Consider the following 22,598-nt stretch of genomic DNA (forward strand, 5'->3'; position numbering starts at 1 on the left):
TGGAAGCGATGCTTCCTGCCGAGCCGGGTTCGCGCGTCGGGCGACGGAGGTGTTCTCCCGCTGCTGCTCTCGGCGTACGGTCAGCCGCCGGTCGTAGTGCCGAGACACCACGCCGGGTGGACGCGGGCGCTCGGTGGCACGCGGACCATGGGGCGTCGAGCCCGGAGCGAGGGGGCGCCATGCGTGAGACGGTGCGGCGGGTCCCCGTGCCGCCGGTGGTGGCCGACGCGGTTCTCGGGGCCTTCGTGGCGGTCGCGCTCCTCGCCGCCGCGTTCGCCCAGGTCGGCCCGTCGGCGGTCGCGGACCCCCGCCCACCGGACGCCGGAGCGGTCGCTCTCGCCGCGATGATCGCCGCCGCGGTCGCGGTGCGTCGCCGTTTCCCGGTCGCTGCACTGGTCGTGCTCAACGCGGTCACCGTCGTCTGGTTCCTCGGGGACCACCACGGGCGGCTGGTCGCGCTGGCTCCGCTGATCGGCTGCTACACGCTCGCAGCCTGCCGCGGTTGGCGGTGGGGCCTCGCGGGCGCGGTGTTCACCGCGCTGGTCGAGATCGTCGGGATCCGGGTGGTGGCCGGTGACACCGCGACCGACGGTGTGGTCCCCACCGCCGTGCTGCTGGCGGCCACCGCGGGCAGCGCCGGTGCGGCCGTGGGCTACTACCGGGCGGTGCTCGCGGCCACCCGCGCGCAACTCGCCCGGGAGGCCCAGACCCGCGAGGAGCGGGCCCGCCGGCTCGCGGCCGAGGAGCGGCTGCGCATCGCCCGCGAGCTGCACGACGTCTTCGGGCACACCATGGCCACCATCAGCGTGCAGGCGGGTGTCGGCCTGCACGTCATCGACAAACGCCCCGGGCAGGCGGGCGAGGCACTCGCGGCGATCAAGAAGATCTGCGACGAGGGCCTCACCGACGTCAAGATCATCCTCGGCGTCCTGCGGGCCGATACGTCGGCAGGGGAGCCGCCCGGGCAACCGCGGGCGCCCCTTGGCGGGCTCGGCCGGCTCACCGAGCTGTTCGACTCGGCCGAGGCCGCGGGCCTGCGGGTGGAGCTGGACGTCGACGGCGACCCGCGGCCGCTGCCCGCCGCCGTCGACCTGGCCGCCTACCGGATCGTCCAGGAGGCGCTGACCAACGTGCTGCGCCACGCCGGGGCCCGCACCGTGCGGCTGGCGCTGACCCACGAACCGTCGCGGCTGGTCGTCCGCATCCGCGACGACGGGCCGACCCGCGGTGCGGCGAGCCCCTCGGGGTACGGGATCGACGGGATGCGCGAACGCGCCCGGGCGCTGTCCGGTCGGCTCACCGCGGCTCCGCACCCCGATGGCGGCTTCGAGGTGTGCGCCGAGCTGCCCGTCCCGGAGCAGGGATGATGTCCGCGTGAGCGACCGGGGTGCGGAGGCGGTGCCGGAGCCCGTCCGCGTGCTCATCGCCGACGACGAAGCGCTCGTCCGCGGCGGCTTCCGGGTCCTCGTCGACTCCGAGCCCGGCATGCTCGTGGTGGGCGAGGCCGCGGACGGGGCCACCGCGGTGGAGCTGGCCCGGCGAACGCGCCCCGACGTGGTGCTGATGGACGTCAGGATGCCCGGCGTCGACGGTCTGGGCGCCACCCGCCAGATCGCCGCCGACCCCGACCTCGCGGGCGTCCACGTCCTCATCCTCACCACCTTCGACCACGACGAGTACGTCATCGAGGCGCTCGGCGCGGGTGCCGCCGGGTTCCTGGTCAAGAACACCGAGCCCGGTCAGCTGCTGCACGGCATCCGCGTCGTCGCAGGCGGGGAGTCGCTGCTGTCCCCGGGGCTGACCCGGCGGCTGATCGCCCGCCTCACCAGCCGGACCGCGGCGCCCCGCATCGACACCGACGCGCTGGCCCAGCTCACCGCCCGCGAGAAGGAGGTCGTCGGGCTCGTCGCCCACGGCTTGAGCAACAGCGACATCGCCGCCGCCCTCACCATCAGCCACGCCACGGCCAAGACCCACGTCAGCCGCGCCATGACCAAGCTGGGGGCCCGCGACCGCGCGCAGCTGGTCGCCATCGCCTACCAACACCGCCTCGTCACACCACCGTGACGGCCGGGGCGCCGAGCCGGCGTGCCGGGCATCACCGGGCACAGCGGGCGGCTCGTGTGGCGGCGGCATAGATGGTGCACGGCCAGACCTGGTGGCCTTGTTGGGCTCCCAACGGGCACGCCCGGCAGTACCCGCGGCCGTCATCCGCGTGTTGGGCCAGCAGTTTCGCTGTCGCGGTCGGCTGCGTGGACAGGAACAGCGCCAGCTCGACCGTGATCGACCGGCTCGTGATCGCCCGACTTCCTTGCGCCTCCTGCTCGGTGGCGGGTGTAGTTCCGGTCGATGCGTGTCGTCGATGATTCTGGTGCACCGTGTCTCCTGTCGGTCGCGAGACCTGTCAGGCCAATTACGGCGCCATCGAGGAGCGCACCGCCACGGTGCATTCGTGGTCATCTGTGGTCGGCGTGGATGACCACCCGATCAAACCCCATCTTGAGCACGTCGATGCTTTCGGGCGGGTGCCTCGGCGATATGGTCATTCCGCGTCCGACCGGAGTTCGGCCGGACCGTCGATGCGGGCGAGCGACTATCCGTTCACGATCGAAGAGGGGGCGCGGGGGCGGTGGTCTCTACAGCTCTGTCGCGACCTACCTGCAGTCCGAGGTCGCGCGGTCCCTCTTCGCCCCGCGCTCGGACGTCCGCGTGTTCGCCGCCGCGGCGTCGCTCACCGAGATCGCCGGATGGATGGCGCACGACAGTGGGCGAGACGTGGACGCCAGGTCGCACTTCGTGGGGGCGTACCGACTTGCGCTCGCCGCCGGATCAGCGGCTCTGGCTGCGAACATGTGCGCGTCGATGTCTCATCTGGCGGATCAGCTGGGTTGTGCGCAGGACGCATTGCGAATCGCCGATGCCGGCCTGGAACGGGTGGGGCAGGCAGGCGGTGTGGCCCGAGTCGAGGCGCGGCTGCACGCGATGCGCGCGAAAGCCTTCGCGCAGGGCGCGGATCGAGACGCGTGCCTCGACGAGTTGGCGCACGCTGAGCGAGCGCTCGGCGGCACGGACGACGATGAGCATGCCGGATGGGCGGCGCACTTCGACGGGGGATCGTTGGCTGCCGAGGCCGCGACCGCGCTACATCGGCTCGGTGATCTCGCCGAGGCGCAGCGGCAGGCGCGCCGAGTGCTCGACCTGCGCAGGGGCGACAGGGTCCGAGCTCTCGCGTTCGGCCGGCTGACGCTCGCGTCGATCCTGCTCGATGCAGGGCACATGGATGAGGCCGCAGCCCTGGGGCAACTGGTGGCGGAGACCGCGCCGACCCTGTCGTCCGCACGCGTCCGGTCCGGGCTCGGCGAGCTCGCCCTCTCGATCCGCGCACACCCCAGGACGGCGGGAACCACGGCGTTCCTCGCGGCGATGGCTGGGCTGGACGCCGGCGCGACGCCTGAGGTGATCAGTGTGTGGCCGGTGTAGACATCGGGTCGTGGATCCGCACTTCGCTCATCTCGCTGAGGGGAACGCGCGCCAAGCGCGCAAGCGCGTCGCAGCCGATGTGCTGATCCGCGACGAGGCCGGTCGCGTCCTGCTCGTCGACCCGACCTACAAAGAGGGGTGGGATCTACCAGGGGGGATGGTGGAGGCCAACGAGTCCCCTCGAAGCGGAGCGCTCCGAGAACTCGACGAGGAGCTCGGCCTGGAGCCGACGCTCGGTCGTCCGCTCGTGGTCGAGTGGGTGGGGGCGCACGGCCCGTGGGACGACCAGATCGTCTTCGTGTTCGACGGCGGGGTGATCCTCGACACCGAGGTGCGGAGCATCCGGGTCCGGGATCGGGAGATCGCCGCCTGGCGCTTCTTCGACGTGGACGCCGCTCGCAGCGAGATGCGTGAGCACGTCGGGCGCAGGCTCCGGGCTGCGGTCGACTCGCTCGAGAGCGGCGCGACCCGCTACCTCGAACGCGGGGCCTGAGGCGCCCGTCCCAGGCCGCCGACTGGTCGCGCGGCGGCCGGCCGTCACCCCGCGGAGCCGACCGGTAACACCGCGAACCCGGGTTCCGAAGGGTTCCGTGCACGGCGTCGGCACCGCGAGCGCTCCCTTCCGCGGATGGTTCGAGCGGCCGGGATCCAGCACGCCCACCTCGCGGGACGGAATACTCGATGACGGCCTTCTACCTGTTCGGCGCGGCGCTGACCGCCGTCCTGTATCCCGTGCTCCTCGCGAAGCGCTACCGAGGCCGGCGGCGGTGGATCGTCGTCGGCGTCGTCCTCGGGCTGGTCGCGGCACTGGTGTGGCCGGTGACCCTCTGGGTGGCGGTTGCCCTGTGGCTGACCGGGTTCACGCGTCCGAGCACCGGCGTGCGGCGGCGTCGTCGGGTCGTGTTCCCGCTCGCGGCCTGCGGGTCCCTGGCCACCTTCGTGATCATCGGCCTGATCGTCGGTCCGGCGCCCGCGTCTCCTGCGGGCACGCCGGCGGCCGTCGCGGACGTCATCGCGACCACCACGCCCGCGGTGCCGACCACCACCGCCGCCCCGACCACGGCGCCGCCGCCTCCTTCCACGGCTCCGGCGGTCACGACCACGACTCGGCCACCGGTCGCCACCACCACGACCCCGCCACCCCAGCCGAAGCCGAAGCCCCAGCCGGAGCCGAATCCCGAGCCCCGGCACGATCCCGCCCCGGACGCTGATCGTGATGACTCGGGCACCAAGCCCCGCACCGGGAACAGCGGGCACCCGTGCGGGCCGGGGGAACGCGACGGTGACGGTGACGGCTACTGCGGCGAAGGCTGAGGGCCGAGAGCGGAAGGGGGCCCGCGGTGGCTGTGCGCTGCTGCCCGCGGGATGCTCTCCGCAACCGGGTCGCGTGGTCCACCGGCTAACGCAGCCGAAGATGATCTCGATAGTCCGCTGTGTCGTCGTGTCGGGGGGTTGCGTGATGCCGGGCCGCGTGTGGGAACCGACCGGGGGGTCGGATCAGGATGGCGCCCGTGTCTGACGCCGAACCCTCGACCGTGCCGATCCGCGCCCGTCGTCCGGGCGCCGACAGCTGGCGCGCGCCGCAGCATCGCGACGGGATGGCGCTCGTGCTCAGCTCGGGCGTGTCGTCGGCGATCGGGATGCTGTTCTGGGTGCTCGCCGCGCGACTGTTCGACCAGGGCACGGTCGGGCTCAACTCGGCGGCCCTGTCGGCGGTGTCGCTGCTCGCGTCGGCCTCCCACCTGAACCTCGGCAACGCGATCCTGCGGTTCGTCCCCGTGGCCGACCGACGCCGCGCGGTGGTCGCCGGCTGCTTCGCCGTCGGCCTCGGGTGGGGGGCGGTGGTGGGACTGGGTTTCGGCGTCGGGGCGAACGTCTGGGCGCCGGACCTCGTCGCGGCGTTCGGGCACCCGGCCGTCATCGCCTTCTACCTGGTCGGTGTGCCGATCTGGACGGTGTTCGTCCTGCAGGACTCCGTCCTCACCGCGATCGGGCGTGCGGGCCTGGTCCTGGTGGAGAACCTCGCGTTCGCCGTGCTGAAGGTCGGCCTGCTGGCGCTGGCGGCGTGGTGGGGCCTGGCGAGCGGGATCGCGCTCGGCACGATGGTGGCCACTCTGCTCGCCGTGGCCGTGGTCGTCGGCTACCTGGCTCGGGCGCTGCGCACGCAGCCCGTGCGGGACCCGCACGCGGTCCGGTCGGTCAGGGCGCGCGACCTCGCCGGGTTCGTCGGCGTCGACTACGCGGGGAACGTGGCCTGGCAGGCGGCCGTGTTCGGGCTTCCGCTCATCGTGATCGCCCTGGCCGGCGCCGACGGCGCCGCCGTGTACGGGGTGGCGTGGCAGATCACCTACGCGCTCTACCTGGTCGCGTCCGGCATGGGCAAGTCGATGGTGGCCCACTCGGCCGCGGGCGACAGCGCGGCGATCGCGCGGGCTCGGCGGGGGATGGATCGCAAGGCGATGACCCTCGTCCTGCCCGGGTCCGTCGTCGTCGCCGCCGGGTCCTACTTCATCCTGTGGGTGTTCGGGAGCAGCTACGCCGAGTCCGGGGCGGTCGTGCTCGCGGTGCTCGCGCTGTCCGCGATCCCGAACGTCGTCACGAACTCCGCGCTCTGGGAGGCGCGCGTGCGCCGTCAACGGGCGGTGCAATTCGGGTTGCCCGCCTCGATCAGCGCGGTCGTCATCGTCGCCACGCTGGTCCTGGTCCCCACGGTGGGCATCGTGGGCGTGGGATGGGCGTGGCTGGCGGCCCAGAGCGTGGCCGCCGCCGTGATCCTGGTGTACCGCCGGCGGTCGCGGCCCCTCGCGCCGTCGGTCACCGGCTGAGCTGTCCCGGGCACCGTCCGTCGACGCCGGTCGCTACCGGATCCCCTCGCTCGGTGCAGCGCGGGGTGCGGCCGGCAAGGAGCGCGTCCCCCCGTCCGGTGGACCGCAGGCGGGCGGCGCGCGAGCCGGGTGCGACCACGACGGCGCCCGCGCCTAGGTTGTCGGGGTGAAGGTGATGCTGCTGGAGAACATCCACCCGGTCGCGGCAGCGGCGTTCCGCCGGGCCGGTTTCGAGGTCGACGTGCGCTCGCGCTCCCTGAGCGAGGACGAGCTCGTCGCCGAGCTCCCGGGCGTGTCGGTGCTCGGCATCCGTTCCAACACGACGGTCACGCCCGCCGTGCTCGAGGCCGGCAAGGACCTCCTGGCGCTGGGGTGCTTCTGCATCGGGACCAACCAGGTGCACCTGGACGCCGCCGCCGAGCGCGGCCTGCCGGTGTTCAACGCGCCGTACTCGAACACCCGCAGCGTGGTCGAGTTGGTGCTGGGGGAGATCGTCGCGCTGGCCCGCCGGCTCACGGAGAAGACCCAGCGGATGCACGAGGGCGTGTGGGACAAGTCCGCGAAGGGCAGCCACGAGGTCCGCGGGCGCACGCTGGGCATCGTCGGCTACGGCAACATCGGCACCCAGCTGTCCAACGTCGCCGAGGCCGTCGGCATGCGGGTGATCTTCTTCGACACCGCCGACCGGTTGGCGCACGGCAACGCGCGTCGGGTCGGGTCGCTGGAGGAGCTGCTGGGCGAGGCGGACGTGGTGAGCATCCACGTCGACGGCAGGCCCGGCAACGCCGGGCTGTTCGGTGCGGAGCGGTTCGCCATGATGAAGCCGGGGGCGGTGTTCATCAACGCCTCCCGCGGGATGGTGGTCGACGACGCGGCGCTGCGCGACCACATCCTGTCCGGGCACCTGTCCGGTGCGGCCATCGACGTCTTCCCGCTCGAGCCGAAGGCGCAGGGCGACCCGTTCGACTCCCCGCTGCGGGGCCTCGACAACGTCATCCTCACCCCGCACGTCGGCGGCTCCACGCAGGAGGCGCAGGAGGAGATCGGGCACTTCGTCGCGAACAAGCTGCTCGGGTTCGTCGGGGCGGGGAGCACGGCGCTCACGGTCAACCTGCCGCAGGTGTCGCCGCCGCAGCCGCAGGGCGCGTTCCGGATGGGGTACCTGCACGAGAACTCGCCCGGCGTGCTGGCCGAGATCAACCGGTTGCTCGCCGACACCGGGGTGAACGTGGTCGGCCAGTCGCTGTCCACGCGTGGTGGCTACGGCTACGTCGTCACCGACACCGACACGGTGCTGTCGGACGACGTGCTGTCCGCCCTGCACAAGGCGCCGCAGACGGTCTGGTTGCGTTCCTGGCAGCTCTGAGCGTGGTGGGCCGGGAAAGGCGTCGGACTTCGGGCCGGAGCGCCCTGGGATCTGGGCCGTCCGCAGTCGGTCCGAGTCGCACAGCGCTGCGAGTCGGTGATCCCCGCCTCGGCGAGGCGGTCCGCACGTCTGCAGCGATTTCGGGCTGGTCAACACCTACGCCGGGCTGATCCCCGCCGATACCTCGCACGGCATCCCGTTCTGCATCCTGCCCGTCAGGGCGTAAGGCCGGGACGTCGGCCCGACCTTCACGAGGCCGGGCCGCCCCCGCACCCGCACCCGCCCGCGGGCGGGTCGCCGTCCTCGTCCGCCTGGCCGAGCTGCACGGGCGCGCAGCACGTCTCCCCGCGCAGCGCCGCGCGGCCCTCCCGGACCGCGACGACGGCCAGGCCGAGCGCGACCACCGGGTCCGCCCACCACCAGCCCAGCGTGGAGTTCAGCACCAGCCCGACGAGCACGGCCGCGGACAGGTAGGTGCAGAGCAGGGTCTGCCGGGAGTCGGCGACCGCGCTCGCCGAGCCGTACTCGCGCCCGGCGCGGCGCTGGGCGTGGGAGAGGAACGGCATCACCAGGACGCTGAGCGCCACCAGCCCGATGCCGACGGGCGAGTGTTCCGGCCGCTCGGCGCCGATCAGGGTGCGCAGCGCCTCGACCGCGACGTAGGCGGCCAGGGCGAAGAAGGACCAGGCGATGACGCGCAGCGCCACCTTCTCGCGGCGTTCCGGGTCCGGGCCGGCGAACTGCCAGGCCACCGCGGCCGCGGAGCTGACCTCGACCACCGAGTCGAGCCCGAACCCGATGAGGGCGACCGAGTCCGCGATCGTACCGGCGATGATCGCCACGACCGCCTCAACGAGGTTGTAGGTGATCGTGGCGGCCACGAGCAGCCGGATGCGGCGGCGCAGCACCGCTCGCCGCGCGGTGGGGGCGGGCGCGCCGCTCACGCGGTCGCCACCGCTTCGGCCGCGGGCACGCCGTAGTTCGCGCACAGCGCGACCGCCTCGCCGGTCTCGGCGAGCAGTAGCTCCGCGCTGCGCAGCAGGTCGACCAGCTCCGGGCGGGTCAGCGAGTAGAACGACTGCCGACCCTCGATGCGGTAGTCGATCAAGCGGCAGTCCCGCAGGCAGGCCAGGTGCTTCGACACCGTGGACTGGGCCAGCCCGAGCGCCCGCGTCAGGTCCACGACCCGCGCTTCGCCCTCCGCCAGTCGCCGCACGATCGCCAGCCGCGTGGGATCGCCGAGCGACCGGAACAACGCCACCGCCGGAGCCACGTCTCGAGCGCAATTCATCGCCACGGGGCGATGCTAGCGCTTGCGAGCGATCTCCGGGAGGTCGGCACGGGTGATCGCCTACTGTCGCGGCAGTGGCTCCCCGGCGTGCGCGGTTCGGTGTCTCGATCGTCTTCCTGGTCTGCGGGGCCGCGTTCGCCACGTGGGCGGCCCGGGTGCCCGCCGCTCAGGAGCGGCTCGGCCTCACCGAGGGCGAGCTCGCGCTCGGCCTGTTCGGGCTCGCGGCCGGGTCCGTCCTCGCGATGCTCGCGGCGGGCCCGATCATCGCGGTGATCGGGAGCAGGCGGGCGAGCATCGGCGGTGCCGCCGTGCTCTGCGCCGGTCTCCCCGCCGTCGCCGCCGCGCCGGACCTCGGCCTGTTCGTCGCCGCCCTCGCGGTGCTGGGTGTCGGGAACAGCCTGCTGGACGTCTCCATGAACGCGCACGCCGCGCGCGTCGAGGACGCGTACGGGCGGCCGATCTTCGCGAGCTTCCACGCGTACTGGAACGTGGGCGGGCTGGCGGGCTCCGGGCTCGCCGCCGGGCTGGCGGCGGCCGGCGTGCCGATCGGGGTCCACTTCCCGGTCGCCGCCGCCGTGCTGCTCGCGCTGGCGTTGGTGGCCACCCGGGCGTTCCTGCCCGGCGCCGACCCCGGAGCCGGGGGACCGGCGTTCTCGCTCCCCGGGCGCGCCCTCGTGCCCCTGGGGCTGATCGCGTTCTGCGGGTTCCTCGCCGAGGGCACCGTGAACGACTGGAGCGCGGTGCTGCTCGTCGGGGAGACGGGAGCCACCGGATCCGTGGCGTCGCTCGGCTACTTCGCGTTCTCGATCGCGATGATCGGCGTCCGGCTGGTCGCGGACCGGTTGGTGGCGCGAGCCGGCGCGGTGGCCGTCACCCGGACCGCGGCGGCGGTGACCGTCGCGGGCTTCGGGGTCGTGGTCCTCGCCGCCGCGCCCGCGGTGGGCATCGTGGGCTTCGCCGTGGTCGGGCTGGGGGTGTCGGCCGTCGTGCCCGTGGCGTGGAGCGTCGCGGCGCGGAAGGAGCCGGAGGCGCCGGGACGTGCGATCGCCGCCGTCGCGACCTGCGGGTACCTGGGCTTCCTGGTCGGCCCGGTCCTCGTCGGCGCCCTCGCCTCCGCGGTCGGGCTGCGCGGCGCGGTCCTGGCGGTCGGCGTGGTGATGGTGCTCGTGCTCCTCCTCGCTCCCGCACTGCGCCTTCCCGCCCGCCCGCGCGTCACGCGGTGATCGGGGGGACGCGGCATTCCGCGTGAGGGCGTTGTGCCTCGTTCGAGGTCCTGCAGGCCCGCTCGAGGCAACTGGCGCACGATCATGCCCGGTTGTACGCCGAGATGGTCGAGGTCTCCCACACCGTCGCCCTGGCCGACGCCGAGGGCGAGCGGGACGAGGTCGTGGCGCGGCCGTCGGCCCAGGACCTCCCGGCCGACGAGGGGCGACCGCCGTTCTGATCCACCGTCGTGGCGGTGGCCTCTCTGTCGCGGGACGTGCTGGGCCTCGCGCTCAGACCTCCTGGCGCGCGCTGGCGGCCAGCGAGCCGAGCAGGGCGAGGGCCTCGCTGCTCGCCGACCCCGGCTCCGCGTGGTAGACGACGAGCTCCTGTCCCGGGCTCGTGCGGACGTCGAAGGTCTGCATGATCAGCGTCAACGGTCCGACGTCGCCGTGCTGGAAGCTCTTGCGTTCGAGCGCCTTGCCGCGAGCGTCGTGGTGGGCCCACAGCTGCGCGAACTCGGGGCTGTCCGCGAGCAGCTCCCCGAGTACCTGCCGCACGCGGGGGTCGTCGGGCGCCTTGCCGTGGCCGAGCCGGAACCCGGCCACCGAGTTCCGGGCGACCTCGGGCCAGTCCCGGTAGAAGGTGCGGGCGGCCGGGTCGGTGAACACGACGTGCAACAGGTTGCGCGAGTGCGCCCAGGAGTGGAAGAGCGCGTCGGCGATCGCGTTGGACGCCAGCACGTCGTAGGCCCGGTTGTAGACGATGGCCGGGTTGTGCGGCCACGCGGCCATCAGTTGCAGGAGGCTCGGGTCGACGCGCTCGCTCACCGCGGCGGCCCGTGGGTGTGGGCCGAGCCCGGCCACGCGGTGCAGGTGCTCGCGCCCGTCCTCGCCGACCCGGAGGGCGCGGGCCAAGGCGTCCACCACCTGCGCCGAGGGCCTGCGTTCGCGGCCCTGCTCGAGGCGGGTGTAGTAGTCGACGCTGAGCCCGGCGAGCATCGCCACCTCCTCGCGCCGAAGGCCCGGCACGCGGCGGTGCCCGGTGCTGGGCAGGTTCACCTCCGCGGGGGTGACCTGCGCGCGCCGGGCGGTGAGGTGGGCGCCGAGCTCTGACGAGGCCATACCGCGATGGTAGGGGCGCGAGCCGTCACCAACCTGGGTGCAGCGCTCCCGGGAAGAGCGCTGCCCTCCCTCCACCTCGTGGGCCGGGCGGGCAACGTGCCCTTGACCTGAAGCCGGGTCGAGATCGAACACTGGTGCGATGACCGACGACGTGCTGCTCGACGCCCTCGACCGGCTCCACGACACCGGCCCGGAGTTCGACGGCTTCCTCGCCAACCACGCTCCGATGGCGGCGGAGGCCCTGATCCGGATCGGTGGAGCGGACGCAGTGGCCGGGTGGGTGGACGGCTACCTGCCTCGCCTGGGTCCGGCGCCGGCCGTCGTCAGGGGGATCAGCGAGGCCGACTGGCGGGAGCACCTCGGAGACGTCCGCCTCGCCGGTGACTGGGTCGCCCACCTGCGTCAGCAGGCCCACGACCTGTCCTGGCGCGATCTGCTGCTGCGGTGGTGGCCGCGGCTGCTCCCCGGCATGGCGGCCAGCGCCACCCACGGGGTGATCCGCACCGCGCACGCGGTCCGCTCGCTGAGCGCGGCCGGCGACGGGGCTGATGCGCTGCTCGTCGACGAGCTCGTCCAGGGCCTCGCCCTCTGGGCGGCCCGTTACCAGCCGCTCCCGGGCGCCCCGCGGCTGCGGGGTGGGCTCGATGCCGTCACCGCGATCAGCCGTCTGCCGCGGCTCGATCCGGTGGTGCCGTCCGAGGGGCCGGGGATCGGTGGTCGCCTGCAGTCGCTGCACCGCCTTCCCCGCCTCGGGGGAGGCCTCGATGCGTGGAAGGCGGGCTCCGACCCCGACGTGGCGCTGGACGAGCTCATCGGCGCGGCGGCCCGGGTGCTGGCCGCGCGGTCGGACATACCGATCGCCTTCTGCCACGCGGTCACCGCCCCTGCCGCCGTACGGCTGGTGCTGCCCCTGCTCCCCGCCGACCTGCAACGGGCGAGCGTCGCCGCGAGCTGGCAGGTGGTCGGCGGCATCGTTGCCGCGTTCGCCGCGCCCCGCATGGCGGCCGAGGCCACCCCCGCCGCGGCCGACGGCGTGCCGTCCGTCGCCCGCCTCGCCGCCCGCGCCGTCGAGCACGGCGACGAACACGTCATCAAGCTGACCGAGGCGGCCCTGCGCGAGTTCGACCGCAGCGAGGACCCCACCCTCCTCGTCGCCGCCGCCCGCTTCCGCGAGCGCCTCCCCGTGCCCTGAGCCGGCCCGGCGCCGGCGGCCGCTGCGGGCCTCGACCGACCGGCTGCCGGCGGGGGAGGAACGATCACGCGCTCAGCTGCTCGCGGATCAGCGTGTCGAGGCGCCGCCACGCCGGTGACGCGGCGTTGACGGCTCCCTGGACCAGCCCCGGGATCGGGGAGTCGGCGCCGTACCCGGGCAGGTCGCCGGATCCGTATTGCTCCCGGGTGGCGTCGACGATCCGGCGGGCGAGGTCGTCGACGCGGGGGTCGTGCGGGTCGAGGTCGTGCGCGTGGTCGTAGTCGAGGTGCAGCCGGCGCAGCGCCGGGTCGGACATGATCTGGACGGTCTCGCGGAACACCCTGACCGCGGCGTCCGGGTGGGTGGCGAACACGAGGAGCCACAGGTCCTTCTGGAGCGCCACCCATCGTCGGCTGAAACCGAGGCGCGGCAGATGCTCGAGGTGGCTGCCGACCTCGGCCGGTATCGCCGGCAGCCGCCCGTCTGCGAGGCGTCGCAGCCGTCTCTGCGTGGCTCGCAGCTCGCGGATGCGCGCCGAGAGGTCGGTGTCGATCCGGTGGACCGCCTGCCGGAAGTCGTCGTCGGTGGCGGAGCGGAGGTCGCGGATCCGGGCCAGGGGGACACCGGCCTCGGCCAGCGTGCGCGTCTTGATCAGGTCGATGGCGTGGGCGGCTCGGTACCGCCGGTATCCGGACGCGTCGCGCTCGGGTTCGGGGAGGAGCCCCTTGTCGTGGTACACCCGGATCGTCTTGATCGACACCCCGACGAAGCGGGCGAGCTGCCCGATGGTGAGCACGAGCCATGATCGCACTTGACCCTGCCCCTGGGGCAAGGTTGCAGGATGGCGGCATGGTGAGCGCGAACGTCGACCGGGAGACCCTCCGGGCCCTGGCCGACGAGGGAAACGAGACCGCGATGGACCGGCTGGCCGACCTGGCCGACGCCCGTGGGGACCTCGAGGAGCTGAGCGGGTTGCTGGACGAGGGGTGCCTGCGCGCCGGGCACCTGCTCACCCGGCGCGCGGTCGGGCGGGGCGACCTGCGGGAGCTGCAACGCATCTCGGACGCCGGGTGCGATGAGGCGGGCGAGGAGTTGGAGCGGCTGCTGTGAGCTACGCGGCCGGGTACCGCTCGTACACCGATCCTGGTGCTCGCACACCGACTGCAGTCGGTGTGCGAGCACAGAAGTTGGTGTGTGACCGATTCGGCCGGCGAGTGCGCCTCCGCCCTGCCGCCCGACCTGGTCCTGCACCCAGCGTCACCACGGTCGTCCGGAACGGGTGGTGGCCGGACTCGCCGGGCCGTCGCAATCGACCATATCGTTTCGCTGGGTGCACGAGTGCGGATGTGCGGCGGCATCCGGCCCCCTTCCACCATTGCTCTTCCGTGTCCGGGGCGCGCTGCTAACTTCTGCGCCATGACCGTTTTCGGGCGCCTCGGCAGTGCCCTTCTCGGGGCCGCCGCCACTGCTGTCCTCTTCTCCGGAATCGCGGCGGCCGCGCCGCTGGCGGCATCGGCCGCACCCTCGCGCGGGGGCGCCGTGGCCGACCTCGTCGCCGCCACGAACGCGGCGCGCCAGGCGGCGGGCTGCCCGGCGGTGGAGCCGGATGCGCAGCTCCACGAGGTGGCGCAGGCGCATGCGGCCGAGCTGGCGCGGCACCGGTACCTCGAGCACGTCGACCGCGAGGGGCGCACGTCGGACGAGCGCATCCGGTCCGCCGGGTACGGGGAGTCCTCCGGTGAGAACCTCGCCTTCGGCTATCCCACCGCCGCCGAGGTCATGGAGGTGTGGATGAGTTCCTCCGGACACCGCCGGAGCATCGAGGACTGCACCTACACCGCGATCGGTGTCGGATACGTGGCGGACGGCCATTACTGGGTGCAGGACTTCGGTTCCTGACCGTTTCTCCTGGTCATTTCTCCGCATTCGGTGCCGGGCCGCTGCTCGCCCGGACCGTGAGGTGGGTGGGGAGGACGGCGCGCATCCGCGGCGGCGCCGACGGTGCGGGCTCGACCCGGCTCAGCAGCATCGTGACCGCGACGCGGCCTGCGTCCTCGATCGGCGCCGTCACCGTCGTGAGCGGCGGGTGGCAGAAGTCGGACCCGAACACGTCGTCGCACCCGACGACCGAGAGCTCGGCGGGCACGCGGACGTCGCGATCGCGCAGGCGCGTGAGCATGCCGATCGCGATCAGGTCGTTGAACACCACGCAGGCGCTGACCCGCTCGCCGAGCACGGCGTCGGCGGCCGCGGCCCCCGACGTCAGCCGCGGACTCCACGGGCCGACGAGCCGCACCTCGATCCCGAGGCGTGCGGCCTCGGTCTCCAGGGCGGTCCAGCGCCGCGCGCTCGACCACGAGTTCGCCGGTCCCGCGACGTAGGCGACACGGCGGTGACCGAGCGAGTGCAGGTGCCCGAGCGCCTGGGTCACGCCGGTCGGGGTGTCGAGGACCACCGACGGCACGCCGGGCACGTCCCGGTTGACGGTGACGACCGGCTGGCGCCGCGCCACCTCGGCGAGGTGCTCGTCGCGCAGGCGTGAGGCGGCGAGCACGACGCCGTCCGAGGACTTGCGCATGACCTCCAGCGCGGCCGCCTCGACGTCGCTGGACTCGTCGGTGTCGACGAGCAGTTGCGTGAACCCCGCCGCGTTGAGACGGCGCTGGGCACCCCGGATGAGGTCGAAGTAGAAGGGGTTGGTGATGTCGGGCACCAGCACCGCGACCGTCCTGGTGCGTCCCGAGCTCAGCGAGCGGGCCTGGTTGCTCGGCACGTAGGAGAGGGCGGCGGCGGCGACCTCGACGCGCTCCCGGGTGCGGTGGTGCACCCGGCCGGGGTTGCTCAGCGCGCGGGACACCGTGGAGGGCGAGACCTCCGCGAGCCGCGCCACGTCCATGATCGTCGCGGGGCGTGCGGATGCGCCGCCGGCCGGGGTCGGATCGGCGTCGTCCTGCGGCATGGACACCTCCGTCGGCGTCGGCGCGGCCAGTCTAGAGCCGATTGCCGTCGAACCGGCAAAATCTGGAAAACGCTTGCCAGTAGCGTTGCCGTTGCCTACCGTCATGTGGCGTCCGGCTCGTCACGACGATGACCCCTCCTCCGCCTCCGGTCGTGGGACCCGACCTCCCCGGCCACGGCTCCGTCGCACGCCACACCCACCGACGCCGTTGGAGTGACCCCGGCATGACCGCACCCGTCCCCCTCGCCACGGCCGTCGTCGGCTGCGGCGTCATCGGCAGGACCCATGTCGACGCGATCCTCGGGCTCGACCGGCTGCGCCTGAGCGCGCTCGTCGACCCCGTGGCCGAGCGGGCCGACGCACTCGCCGCCACCGTCGAGGAACGCACCGGCGTGCGGCCGGCCGCGCACTCCTCGATCGGCGACGCCCTCGCCGGTCCCGGGAGGCCGGACCTCCTCGTGCTCGCCACTCCGAGCGGGATGCACGTCGACCAGGCGATCGAGGGGCTCGAGGGCGGTGCGCACGTGCTCGTCGAGAAGCCGCTGGACGTCGACGTGCGCCGGGCCCGCAGGCTGGCCGCCGTCGCGCGGGTCGCGGCGGGGCGCGGGCAGGTCTGCAGCATCGTCAGCCAGCACCGGTTCGACCCGTCGAGCCAGGCCGTGCGACGCGCGATCGCGGGCGGCGAGCTGGGCCGCCTCACCTCGGCGGTCGCGAGCGTCTCGTGGTGGCGGTCGCAGGCCTACTACGACTCGGGCGACTGGCGCGGCACCTGGGCCCTCGACGGCGGCGGAGCCCTCATGAACCAGGGCGTCCACACCCTGGACCTCCTGCTGTGGTTCCTCGGCAGGCCGGTCACGGTGAGCGCCGAGTTCGGCCTGCTCGCGCACGAGGGCGTCGAGGTCGAGGACACGGTGGTCGCGACGCTGGTGTTCGAGTCGGGCGCGCTCGCGGTGCTGCACGCGACCACCGCCGCCTACCCCGGCCTCACGGCCCGCGTCCAGGTGCTCGGCGAGCGCGGCTCGGCGGTGATCGACGCCGACCGGCTCGAGTACTTCCACGCGGCGGGCGACGACGGCGACGGCGCGTCGCCCGCGATGGGGCGGCGCGGCGGCGGCAACCAGGCCGAGCGCCACCGCGACCCGGCCGAGCCGGCCCTGGCGGGGATCGCCGCCGCGCCCGTCACCCGCGGCCACCTCCGGCAGTACCTCGACCTGCTCGCCGCGGTCGACGGCGCGGGCGCGCCCGGCGTCACCGTCGACGACGCCCTGCTCGCGCTCGCGACCGTCCGCGCGGTGTACGTGTCCGCGACCACCGGCGAGAAGGTCGCGGTGGCCGACGTGCTCGGCGGCCGGTTCGACGACGTGGCTCCCGCGGTCACGCGGCCCGTCACGGTCTGACGCTCCAGGAAGGCAGGGAGGACCCCATGGCGCGCATCGGCGTCCAGGCGATGATGCTCAAGGACGCGGTCGCGGAGCTCGGTGCGTTCGAGACGCTGCGCCGCGTCGTCGACATCGGCTACCGCGTCGCCGAGATCTCCCAGATCCCGCTGACCCCCACCACGGTGGACGAGCTCGTGAAGGCGCGCGACGAGCTCGGCTTCGCCTACTCGTCCACGTCGGCCGCACTCGCGCCGGGCGGTGCGAACGACTCGCTCGAGGACTCCTTCGACAAGGTCGTCTCCGACACCCGCAGGCTCGGCGCCGACATGGTGCGCATCGGCATGCTGCCGGTGCCCGCGCTGCGCTCGATCGAGGCCGTCCGCGACTTCTGCCATCGGGCGGACGCCGCGGCCCGCCGCCTCGCCGACGAGGGCATCCGCCTCTACTACCACAACCACCACGTCGAGTTCGCCAAGCACGAGGGTCGCTACCTGCTCGACGTCATCGCGGAGAGCTCCCCGAACGTCGGCCTCGAGCTCGACGCGCACTGGATCGCCCGCGGCGGCCTCGACCCGTCCCGCGTGATCGGTCAGCACGCCGGCCGCGTGCGGATGGTCCACCTGAAGGACTACCGGATCGGCTGGCCGTCGGAGGCGGCGATCGACGCGCACGCGGCGGGCGACACGGGCGCCTGGAAGGCCGCGTGGGTCGGGGTCGTGCAGTTCGCCGAGGTCGGCGAGGGCAACCTCGACTGGACCTCGATCATCGAGACGTCGCTCGCCTCGGGCGCGGAGTACCTGCTCGTCGAGCAGGACGAGCTCTACGGCCGGACCGTGTGGGAGTCGCTGCGGATCTCCCACGACAACCTGCACCGGTACGGCTACGGCGAGCTGTTCTAGCCGGCCACCGGCCCCATCCACGTCGATCAAGGGAGATCACCATGGATGTGACAGCCAGAGCACGTGCCCTCGTGGCCACCCTCGCGGTCGCCTGCCTCGCCCTCGCCGGGTGCGCCTCGTCGGAGGAGGCGGCAGGCGGCCCCGTCACCCTCGAGTTCTGGGCGTGGGGATCGAACATCGACAAGCGGGTCGAGGTCTGGAACCAGTCCCACCCGGACGTCCAGGTCGCCATCTCCGCGCCGGCGAGCGGCTCGGACTTCCCGGTCCGCGTCCTCACCGCGGTGCGCGCCGGGGAGGGCCCGGACATCGCCCAGGCCGAGTACACCCAGCTCCCGACCTACGTCTCGGCGGGCGTGCTCGCCGACGTCGAGAGCGTGCGCCCGGACATGGAGGCGGCCTACGCCCCCGAGGTGCTCGAGACCGTGACCTTCGACGGCACGATCTTCGGCATCCCCCAGGACCTCGGCCCGTCGATGTTCATCTACCGCAAGGACCTGTTCGCGCAGCACGGCCTGGCGGTCCCGACCACCTGGGACGAGTTCCGCACCCTCGCGGAGCAGGTCCGGGCGCTGCCGGGCAGCCCGTACCTCGTCAACTTCAGCAACGTCGACGCGGACCTCTTCATGGGGCTCGCCCTGCAGGCCGGCGCCCAGTGGTGGGAGTACTCCGGCGGAGCGTGGAGCGTCGAGATCGACGACGAACCCACGAACCGGGTGCTGGACTTCTGGCGGGGGCTGGTCGAGGACGACCTGGTGAGCACCTTCCAGACCAGCAGCCCGCAGCAGGTCGAGGCGACCGCGAGCGGTCAGGTCCTCGCCCAGCTCGCCGGCGCGTGGGCGCCGGGCCCGCTGCTCAACCAGTACCCCGACACGGTGGGCAAGTGGGCCGGCGCCCAGATCCCGCAGTGGGACCCGAGCGCGCCGCGCTCCTTCGCCCGCGGCGGCTCGGCCAACGTCGTCCTGCAGGACACCGAGCACCACGACGAGGCGGTCGAGTTCCTGATGTGGCTCAACGCCTCCGACGAGGGCGCCGAGGGTCTCGTGCAGGTCAACAAGTTCACCGGTGCGCTGCACGGCCAGCAGATCGACCGCGACCCGCCGGCACTCATGCCGGGCGACACCTCGTACTGGCCGACGGCTGTCGAGTCCGCATCGCACCTGGTGCCTGCGCAGTGGGGGCCGAACACGCAGGTCGCGTTCACCGCGCTCACCGACCGGCTCGGGGCCGCGTTCGAGTCGGGGAGCTGGTCCGAGGTCCTGCCGACCGTCGAACAGGTCGTGCGAGATGATCTCGCCTGAGGCCACCCTGCCCGCCGCGGCGCAGCGGAGGGGGGCCGTCGGCGCGCCGGGGCGGCGCGGCTCCCCGTTGCGGCGCGCCCAGTACACCGCCGCCTACGCCCTGATGGCACCCGCACTGGCACTGTTCACGGTCGCGTTCGTCATCCCGATCGGCTACTCGGTGTGGCTCAGCGTGTTCGGGCGGCGGTCCGGTTCGGGCGGGGCCTACGCCGCCCGTGAGGAGCAGTTCGTCGGCCTCGGCAACTACCTCGACGTCCTCGCCGACCCGACGTTCTGGGAGAGCCTGCTGCGGTTGGCCGTGTTCTCCGTCCTCCTGGTGCCGCTGATGATGGTCACCTCGATCCTGCTCGCGCTCCTGCTCGATCTGCCGCGGGCCCGGCTCGGCGCGTTCAGCCGCACGGCGATCTTCCTGCCCTACGGCGTGCCGAGCGTCATCGCGGCGTTGATGTGGGGGTTCCTCTACGTCCCGGAGATCAGCCCGGTGCACCAGCTCGCGTCGGGCGTCGGCGTCGAGCTGCCCGCCCTGCTCACCGGCGACTGGATCTACGTCGCGCTCGTGAACGTCGTGCTGTGGGGCGGCATCGGGTTCAACACCGTGATCATCTACACCTCGTTGCAGTCGTTGCCCCGGGAGCAGATCGACGCCGCCCGCATCGACGGCTGCGGGGAGGCGCGCATCGCCCGCTACGTCAAACTGCCGCACGTGGTGCCCGCGACGGTGCTCACCGGGCTGTTCGCGATGATCGGCGCGCTGCAGATCTACAGCGAGCCGACGATGCTGGCCACGCTGGCCAACGGCATTCACTCGACGTTCTTCCCGCTCATGCGCGTGTACCGCGACGCGTACGCGCACGACGACCTCAACACGGCGGCCGCGGGCTCGATCCTGCTCGCGCTCGCCACGGTCGTGCTCTCGCTGCTCGTGCTCGGCGGCCGGCAGCTCGCGGCGCGGAGGGCGGAGCGATGAGCACCGCGACCGCCGACCGGCGCCGGGCGGGCGTGCCGTGGGGCACCGTGTTCCCGACGCTCGTGCTGCTCGGCGCGGCGGGGTACTTCCTGCTGCCCGTGGTGTGGGTCGCCTTCTCGGCGACCAAGTCCACCGGCGAGCTGTTCACCACGCCCTCGTTCGCGTTCGGCGGGAGCCTCGTCGACAACGTCGTCGAGCTCTTCCGCTACGAGGACGGGCGCTTCTCGCTGTGGCTGGCCAACAGCTTCCTGTACAGCGTCGCCGGTGCCGCGCTGTCGACGCTGTTCTCGGCAGGCGCGGGCTACGCGCTCGCCGTCTACCGGTTCCCGGGCAAGCGCGTGATCATGGTCGGGCTCGTCGGGGGTGTGCTGCTGCCGGGGATCACCCTGACCATCCCGCAGTACATGCTGTTCGCGCAGCTGGGCATCACGAACACCTACTGGGCGGTCCTCATCCCGGCCTCGATCACGCCGTTCGGCATCTACCTCGCCTACGTGTTCGGCCGCGCGTCCGTTCCCCAGGAGATGGTCGAGGCGGCCCGGGTGGACGGGTCGGGGGAGTGGCGCACGTTCCGCTCGATTGGGCTGCCGCTGCTCGTCCCGGGCCTCGTGACGATCTTCCTGCTGCAGTTCATCGGCGCGTGGAACAACTTCCTGCTGCCCTACATCATGCTCGACGAGCCCGACCTCTTCCCGATCACCGTGGCCATGTACCTGATGCTCAACCGCGGTGGCTCCGAACCGGTCCTCTACTCGCTGGCCGTGGCCGGATCCGCCGTCGCCATCGTCCCCGTCATCGCGTTCGTCCTGATCCTGCAGCGTTTCTGGCGCCTCGACCTCGTCTCCGGGAGCATCAAATGACCTCGATCGGCGTCATCGCACCCTCCGGCCGCACCGAGACCGCGTTCGGCGCGGGCGTCGACTACGTCGAGCCCTCGATCGTGGGCAACGTCGCGGTCGCCGACGGCGACGGCTGGCGGCTCGCGCCCGAGTACGAGGGCAGGCGGCACCCGTCGTTCGCGATCCTGTTCCCCGGCGACGTGCGCGTCGCGGACCCGGGCTTCCCCCGCGAGCGGGTCAGCGCGTACGTCGACGCCGTGCTGCCCCTCGTCGCGTCCGTCGCCGAGCCCGGAGCGAAGATCGTGTTCGGATCGGGGCGGTCGCGGACCGTCCCGGACGGGGCCGACCGCGCCGCCGCCGAGGAGCGGTTCGCCGACGTCTTGCGCGAGACCCGGGACCGGGCTGCCGGGCTGGGCCTGCAGATCATGCTCGAGCCCCTGCACCAGGGGGAGACCAACCTCGTCAACTCGATCCGCGAGGCGGTGGCCTTCCTCGACGGGCACGGCGTCACCGGCGTGCCCGTCGTCGCGGACCTGTTCCACATCGAGCTCGAGCACGAGCCGTTCACCGTGCTCCACGACCACGCCGACCGGATCGGGCACGCCCACATCGCCGACGCCGGGCGGCGCTACCTCGGCTCGGGCGACTGGCCGTGGCGGGAGTTCGTGCGCGAGCTGCACACCGTCGGCTACGACGGCTCGATCTCGCTCGAGTGCATCTGGGGCGAGGACTTCGGCGCCGAGGTGCGGGCGTCGGTGGAGCGGCTGCGGGCGCTCTGACGGGGTGTGATCAGGGATTCGCATGACGAACGGCACTTTCGTCGGTTAGGTACCGACGAGAGTGCCGTTCGTCCGGTGGGAGCCTGATCATCGGGCAACACGCTCCATGTGGATGAGCTCGTCGACGACCCACCGCGCGGCGTCGGGCGGGTAGGGCGCCGGGAGTCCCAGGACGATGTGGTGGAAGCCGGCGTCGATCGCCTCCCCGATCGCGTCCCGGGTGCGGCCGGGCTGGTCGTAGGCGACGGGCAGGGCGATCGAGCGGGTGATCGAGGCCGGGTCGCGGCCGATCTCGGCGCAGTAGCGGTCCAGCAGCGCGCTGCGGCGGGCGAGATCGTCGATGTCGCCGCCGCCGGGGATGTTCCACAGGTCCGCGTGCTCGGCGACCACGCGCAGGGTCGCGGACGCCCGGCCGCCGATCATGATCGGCGGGTGCGGGCGCTGGACGGGCTTGGGGTTGCCGAACGCGCCGGCGAGCTGCACGTGGGTGCCGTGGAAGTCGAACGGCTCGGGCTCGGTCCACAACCGCCGGATCACGGTGCACGCCTCGGCGAGCGCGGCCACGGCGTGCGCGGCGTCGTGGTAGGGCAGCCCGTGCGCGTCGTACTCGCGCCTTGCCAGCGGGTGGCTGGGGCGGGAGCCGGCGCCGATGCCGAAGTCGAGCCGTCCGCCGGAGACGACGTCGACGGTCGCGGCGATCTTGGCCAGCACCGCGGGCGGGCGGAAGCGGTTGCTGGTCACGAGCAGGCCCAGGCGCAGGCGTCGGGTCTGCGCAGCGAGGGCGGAGAGCAGGGTCCAGCCCTCGAACGTCGGGCCGTCGGGGTCGCCGAAGATGGGCATCAGGTGGTCGTAGAGCCAGGCGTGCTCGATCTCCGGGAACGTGTCGGCGTCGCGCCAGACCCGCAGGATGTCGTGGTAGTCGACATGGGAGGGGGCGGTCATGATCCCGAATCGGGGGCGGGGGTTCGGCATGGAGCCGGTGCTCCTTCGGTGGCGA

General features: G+C 73.1%; 24 protein-coding genes. 18 read left to right on the plus strand and 6 right to left on the minus strand.

Annotation, left to right across the window (positions count from 1 at the left end):
* Positions 1-179 precede the first annotated feature (179 nt).
* The 7 genes from FB558_RS36925 to serA all read left to right on the plus strand — a co-directional run bounded on the left by FB558_RS36925 (position 180) and on the right by serA (position 7,671).
* Positions 180-1,367, plus strand: coding sequence for a sensor histidine kinase (locus tag FB558_RS36925; RefSeq protein WP_142062278.1), 1,188 nt, complete (start codon positions 180-182; stop codon positions 1,365-1,367).
* A 7-nt stretch (positions 1,368-1,374) separates the two neighbouring features.
* Positions 1,375-2,067: a response regulator gene (locus FB558_RS36930; protein WP_246107036.1), complete on the plus strand. Its 693-nt coding sequence runs from the start codon at positions 1,375-1,377 to the stop codon at positions 2,065-2,067.
* 471 nt (positions 2,068-2,538) lie between these two features.
* Positions 2,539-3,480, plus strand: a complete 942-nt coding sequence (locus tag FB558_RS36935; protein ID WP_484291598.1) for an NsdA family TPR-like regulatory protein — start codon at positions 2,539-2,541, stop codon at positions 3,478-3,480.
* Between the two features lie 10 nt (positions 3,481-3,490).
* Positions 3,491-3,973 (plus strand): NUDIX domain-containing protein, encoded by a 483-nt coding sequence (locus FB558_RS36940; protein ID WP_246107037.1) that lies wholly within the window; start codon positions 3,491-3,493, stop codon positions 3,971-3,973.
* A gap of 188 nt (positions 3,974-4,161) precedes the next feature.
* Positions 4,162-4,794 carry a hypothetical protein gene (locus tag FB558_RS36945; RefSeq protein ID WP_142062289.1) on the plus strand — a complete coding sequence of 211 codons (633 nt, stop codon included), beginning with the start codon at positions 4,162-4,164 and terminating at the stop codon, positions 4,792-4,794.
* A gap of 197 nt (positions 4,795-4,991) precedes the next feature.
* Entirely contained in the window at positions 4,992-6,305 is a 1,314-nt protein-coding gene (locus tag FB558_RS36950) for a lipopolysaccharide biosynthesis protein (RefSeq protein WP_142062292.1), read from the plus strand.
* Positions 6,306-6,480: 175 nt separating this feature from the next.
* Positions 6,481-7,671, plus strand: a complete 1,191-nt coding sequence (gene serA / locus FB558_RS36955) for a phosphoglycerate dehydrogenase (RefSeq protein ID WP_246107081.1) — start codon at positions 6,481-6,483, stop codon at positions 7,669-7,671.
* 248 nt (positions 7,672-7,919) lie between these two features.
* Here the strand turns inward: serA and FB558_RS36960 are convergent, their stop codons facing one another.
* Both FB558_RS36960 and FB558_RS36965 read right to left on the minus strand, forming a co-directional pair.
* Positions 7,920-8,615 (minus strand): cation diffusion facilitator family transporter, encoded by a 696-nt coding sequence (locus tag FB558_RS36960; RefSeq protein ID WP_142062298.1) that lies wholly within the window; start codon positions 8,613-8,615, stop codon positions 7,920-7,922.
* Positions 8,612-8,962: an ArsR/SmtB family transcription factor gene (locus FB558_RS36965; protein WP_211367111.1), complete on the minus strand. Its 351-nt coding sequence runs from the start codon at positions 8,960-8,962 to the stop codon at positions 8,612-8,614. Before FB558_RS36965 ends, FB558_RS36960 begins: the two co-directional genes overlap by 4 nt.
* A 74-nt stretch (positions 8,963-9,036) precedes the next feature.
* Here FB558_RS36965 and FB558_RS36970 point away from each other — a divergent pair, with 74 nt between their 5' ends.
* Both FB558_RS36970 and FB558_RS45370 read left to right on the plus strand, forming a co-directional pair.
* Complete coding sequence (locus FB558_RS36970) at positions 9,037-10,185, plus strand: MFS transporter (protein WP_142062307.1); 1,149 nt, start codon at positions 9,037-9,039, stop codon at positions 10,183-10,185.
* A 92-nt stretch (positions 10,186-10,277) separates the two neighbouring features.
* A complete protein-coding gene (locus tag FB558_RS45370) occupies positions 10,278-10,406 on the plus strand; it encodes a hypothetical protein (RefSeq protein WP_281288717.1) in 129 nt (42 codons plus the stop codon).
* A gap of 52 nt (positions 10,407-10,458) precedes the next feature.
* On the opposite strand, the gene FB558_RS36975 is transcribed toward FB558_RS45370, so the two are convergent.
* A complete protein-coding gene (locus FB558_RS36975; protein WP_142062310.1) occupies positions 10,459-11,289 on the minus strand; it encodes a helix-turn-helix transcriptional regulator in 831 nt (276 codons plus the stop codon).
* A 139-nt stretch (positions 11,290-11,428) separates the two neighbouring features.
* On the opposite strand from FB558_RS36975, the gene FB558_RS36980 reads away from it, so the two are divergent.
* Positions 11,429-12,481 carry a questin oxidase family protein gene (locus FB558_RS36980; RefSeq protein WP_142062313.1) on the plus strand — a complete coding sequence of 351 codons (1,053 nt, stop codon included), beginning with the start codon at positions 11,429-11,431 and terminating at the stop codon, positions 12,479-12,481.
* Positions 12,482-12,545: 64 nt separating this feature from the next.
* Here FB558_RS36980 and FB558_RS36985 read toward each other — a convergent pair whose 3' ends face one another.
* Positions 12,546-13,292 carry a MerR family transcriptional regulator gene (locus FB558_RS36985; RefSeq protein ID WP_246107038.1) on the minus strand — a complete coding sequence of 249 codons (747 nt, stop codon included), beginning with the start codon at positions 13,290-13,292 and terminating at the stop codon, positions 12,546-12,548.
* 38 nt (positions 13,293-13,330) lie between these two features.
* Between FB558_RS36985 and FB558_RS36990 the strand changes: the two genes are divergently transcribed.
* Together FB558_RS36990 and FB558_RS36995 are read left to right on the plus strand one after the other, a co-directional pair.
* Positions 13,331-13,591 (plus strand): hypothetical protein, encoded by a 261-nt coding sequence (locus tag FB558_RS36990; RefSeq protein ID WP_142062316.1) that lies wholly within the window; start codon positions 13,331-13,333, stop codon positions 13,589-13,591.
* A gap of 306 nt (positions 13,592-13,897) precedes the next feature.
* On the plus strand, positions 13,898-14,380 hold the full coding sequence (locus tag FB558_RS36995; protein ID WP_170231728.1) for a CAP domain-containing protein: 483 nt from the start codon (positions 13,898-13,900) through the stop codon (positions 14,378-14,380).
* A 13-nt stretch (positions 14,381-14,393) separates the two neighbouring features.
* Here the strand turns inward: FB558_RS36995 and FB558_RS37000 are convergent, their stop codons facing one another.
* Complete coding sequence (locus FB558_RS37000; protein WP_142062322.1) at positions 14,394-15,440, minus strand: LacI family DNA-binding transcriptional regulator; 1,047 nt, start codon at positions 15,438-15,440, stop codon at positions 14,394-14,396.
* Positions 15,441-15,664: 224 nt separating this feature from the next.
* On the opposite strand from FB558_RS37000, the gene FB558_RS37005 reads away from it, so the two are divergent.
* The 6 genes from FB558_RS37005 to FB558_RS37030 are packed head-to-tail and all read left to right on the plus strand — an operon-like array spanning position 15,665 to position 21,601.
* Positions 15,665-16,837, plus strand: coding sequence for a Gfo/Idh/MocA family protein (locus tag FB558_RS37005; RefSeq protein ID WP_142062325.1), 1,173 nt, complete (start codon positions 15,665-15,667; stop codon positions 16,835-16,837).
* Between the two features lie 26 nt (positions 16,838-16,863).
* Positions 16,864-17,718, plus strand: coding sequence for a sugar phosphate isomerase/epimerase family protein (locus FB558_RS37010; protein ID WP_142062328.1), 855 nt, complete (start codon positions 16,864-16,866; stop codon positions 17,716-17,718).
* A 41-nt stretch (positions 17,719-17,759) separates the two neighbouring features.
* Entirely contained in the window at positions 17,760-19,016 is a 1,257-nt protein-coding gene (locus FB558_RS37015) for an ABC transporter substrate-binding protein (protein WP_142062331.1), read from the plus strand.
* Positions 19,003-19,983: a carbohydrate ABC transporter permease gene (locus FB558_RS37020; protein WP_142062334.1), complete on the plus strand. Its 981-nt coding sequence runs from the start codon at positions 19,003-19,005 to the stop codon at positions 19,981-19,983. The genes FB558_RS37015 and FB558_RS37020 overlap by 14 nt, the downstream gene beginning before the upstream one ends.
* Entirely contained in the window at positions 19,980-20,843 is an 864-nt protein-coding gene (locus FB558_RS37025; RefSeq protein ID WP_142062337.1) for a carbohydrate ABC transporter permease, read from the plus strand. The genes FB558_RS37020 and FB558_RS37025 overlap by 4 nt, the downstream gene beginning before the upstream one ends.
* Positions 20,840-21,601, plus strand: a complete 762-nt coding sequence (locus tag FB558_RS37030; protein WP_142062340.1) for a sugar phosphate isomerase/epimerase family protein — start codon at positions 20,840-20,842, stop codon at positions 21,599-21,601. The genes FB558_RS37025 and FB558_RS37030 overlap by 4 nt, the downstream gene beginning before the upstream one ends.
* Before the next feature lie 87 nt (positions 21,602-21,688).
* Here the strand turns inward: FB558_RS37030 and FB558_RS37035 are convergent, their stop codons facing one another.
* Positions 21,689-22,573 (minus strand): LLM class flavin-dependent oxidoreductase, encoded by an 885-nt coding sequence (locus FB558_RS37035; protein ID WP_142062343.1) that lies wholly within the window; start codon positions 22,571-22,573, stop codon positions 21,689-21,691.
* Positions 22,574-22,598: the final 25 nt, after the last annotated feature.

It is taken from the genome of Pseudonocardia kunmingensis, assembly GCF_006716445.1.
Lineage (GTDB): Bacteria > Actinomycetota > Actinomycetes > Mycobacteriales > Pseudonocardiaceae > Pseudonocardia > Pseudonocardia kunmingensis.

Bases quoted from the DNA above. Each gene is read 5' to 3' on its own strand.
- FB558_RS36980 (WP_142062313.1), top strand. From the start codon at position 11,429: ATGACCGACGACGTGCTGCTCGACGCCCTCGACCGGCTCCACGACACC.
- FB558_RS37000 (WP_142062322.1), bottom strand. From the start codon at position 15,440: ATGCCGCAGGACGACGCCGATCCGACCCCGGCCGGCGGCGCATCCGCA.
- FB558_RS36975 (WP_142062310.1), bottom strand. From the start codon at position 11,289: ATGGCCTCGTCAGAGCTCGGCGCCCACCTCACCGCCCGGCGCGCGCAG.
- serA (WP_246107081.1), top strand. From the start codon at position 6,481: ATGCTGCTGGAGAACATCCACCCGGTCGCGGCAGCGGCGTTCCGCCGG.
- FB558_RS37030 (WP_142062340.1), top strand. From the start codon at position 20,840: ATGACCTCGATCGGCGTCATCGCACCCTCCGGCCGCACCGAGACCGCG.
- FB558_RS36925 (WP_142062278.1), top strand. From the start codon at position 180: ATGCGTGAGACGGTGCGGCGGGTCCCCGTGCCGCCGGTGGTGGCCGAC.
- FB558_RS37015 (WP_142062331.1), top strand. From the start codon at position 17,760: ATGGATGTGACAGCCAGAGCACGTGCCCTCGTGGCCACCCTCGCGGTC.
- FB558_RS37020 (WP_142062334.1), top strand. From the start codon at position 19,003: ATGATCTCGCCTGAGGCCACCCTGCCCGCCGCGGCGCAGCGGAGGGGG.
- FB558_RS36990 (WP_142062316.1), top strand. From the start codon at position 13,331: ATGGTGAGCGCGAACGTCGACCGGGAGACCCTCCGGGCCCTGGCCGAC.
- FB558_RS37035 (WP_142062343.1), bottom strand. From the start codon at position 22,573: ATGCCGAACCCCCGCCCCCGATTCGGGATCATGACCGCCCCCTCCCAT.
- FB558_RS36945 (WP_142062289.1), top strand. From the start codon at position 4,162: ATGACGGCCTTCTACCTGTTCGGCGCGGCGCTGACCGCCGTCCTGTAT.
- FB558_RS37010 (WP_142062328.1), top strand. From the start codon at position 16,864: ATGGCGCGCATCGGCGTCCAGGCGATGATGCTCAAGGACGCGGTCGCG.
- FB558_RS37025 (WP_142062337.1), top strand. From the start codon at position 19,980: ATGAGCACCGCGACCGCCGACCGGCGCCGGGCGGGCGTGCCGTGGGGC.
- FB558_RS37005 (WP_142062325.1), top strand. From the start codon at position 15,665: ATGACCGCACCCGTCCCCCTCGCCACGGCCGTCGTCGGCTGCGGCGTC.
- FB558_RS36935 (WP_484291598.1), top strand. From the start codon at position 2,539: ATGGTCATTCCGCGTCCGACCGGAGTTCGGCCGGACCGTCGATGCGGG.
- FB558_RS36995 (WP_170231728.1), top strand. From the start codon at position 13,898: ATGACCGTTTTCGGGCGCCTCGGCAGTGCCCTTCTCGGGGCCGCCGCC.
- FB558_RS36965 (WP_211367111.1), bottom strand. From the start codon at position 8,962: ATGAATTGCGCTCGAGACGTGGCTCCGGCGGTGGCGTTGTTCCGGTCG.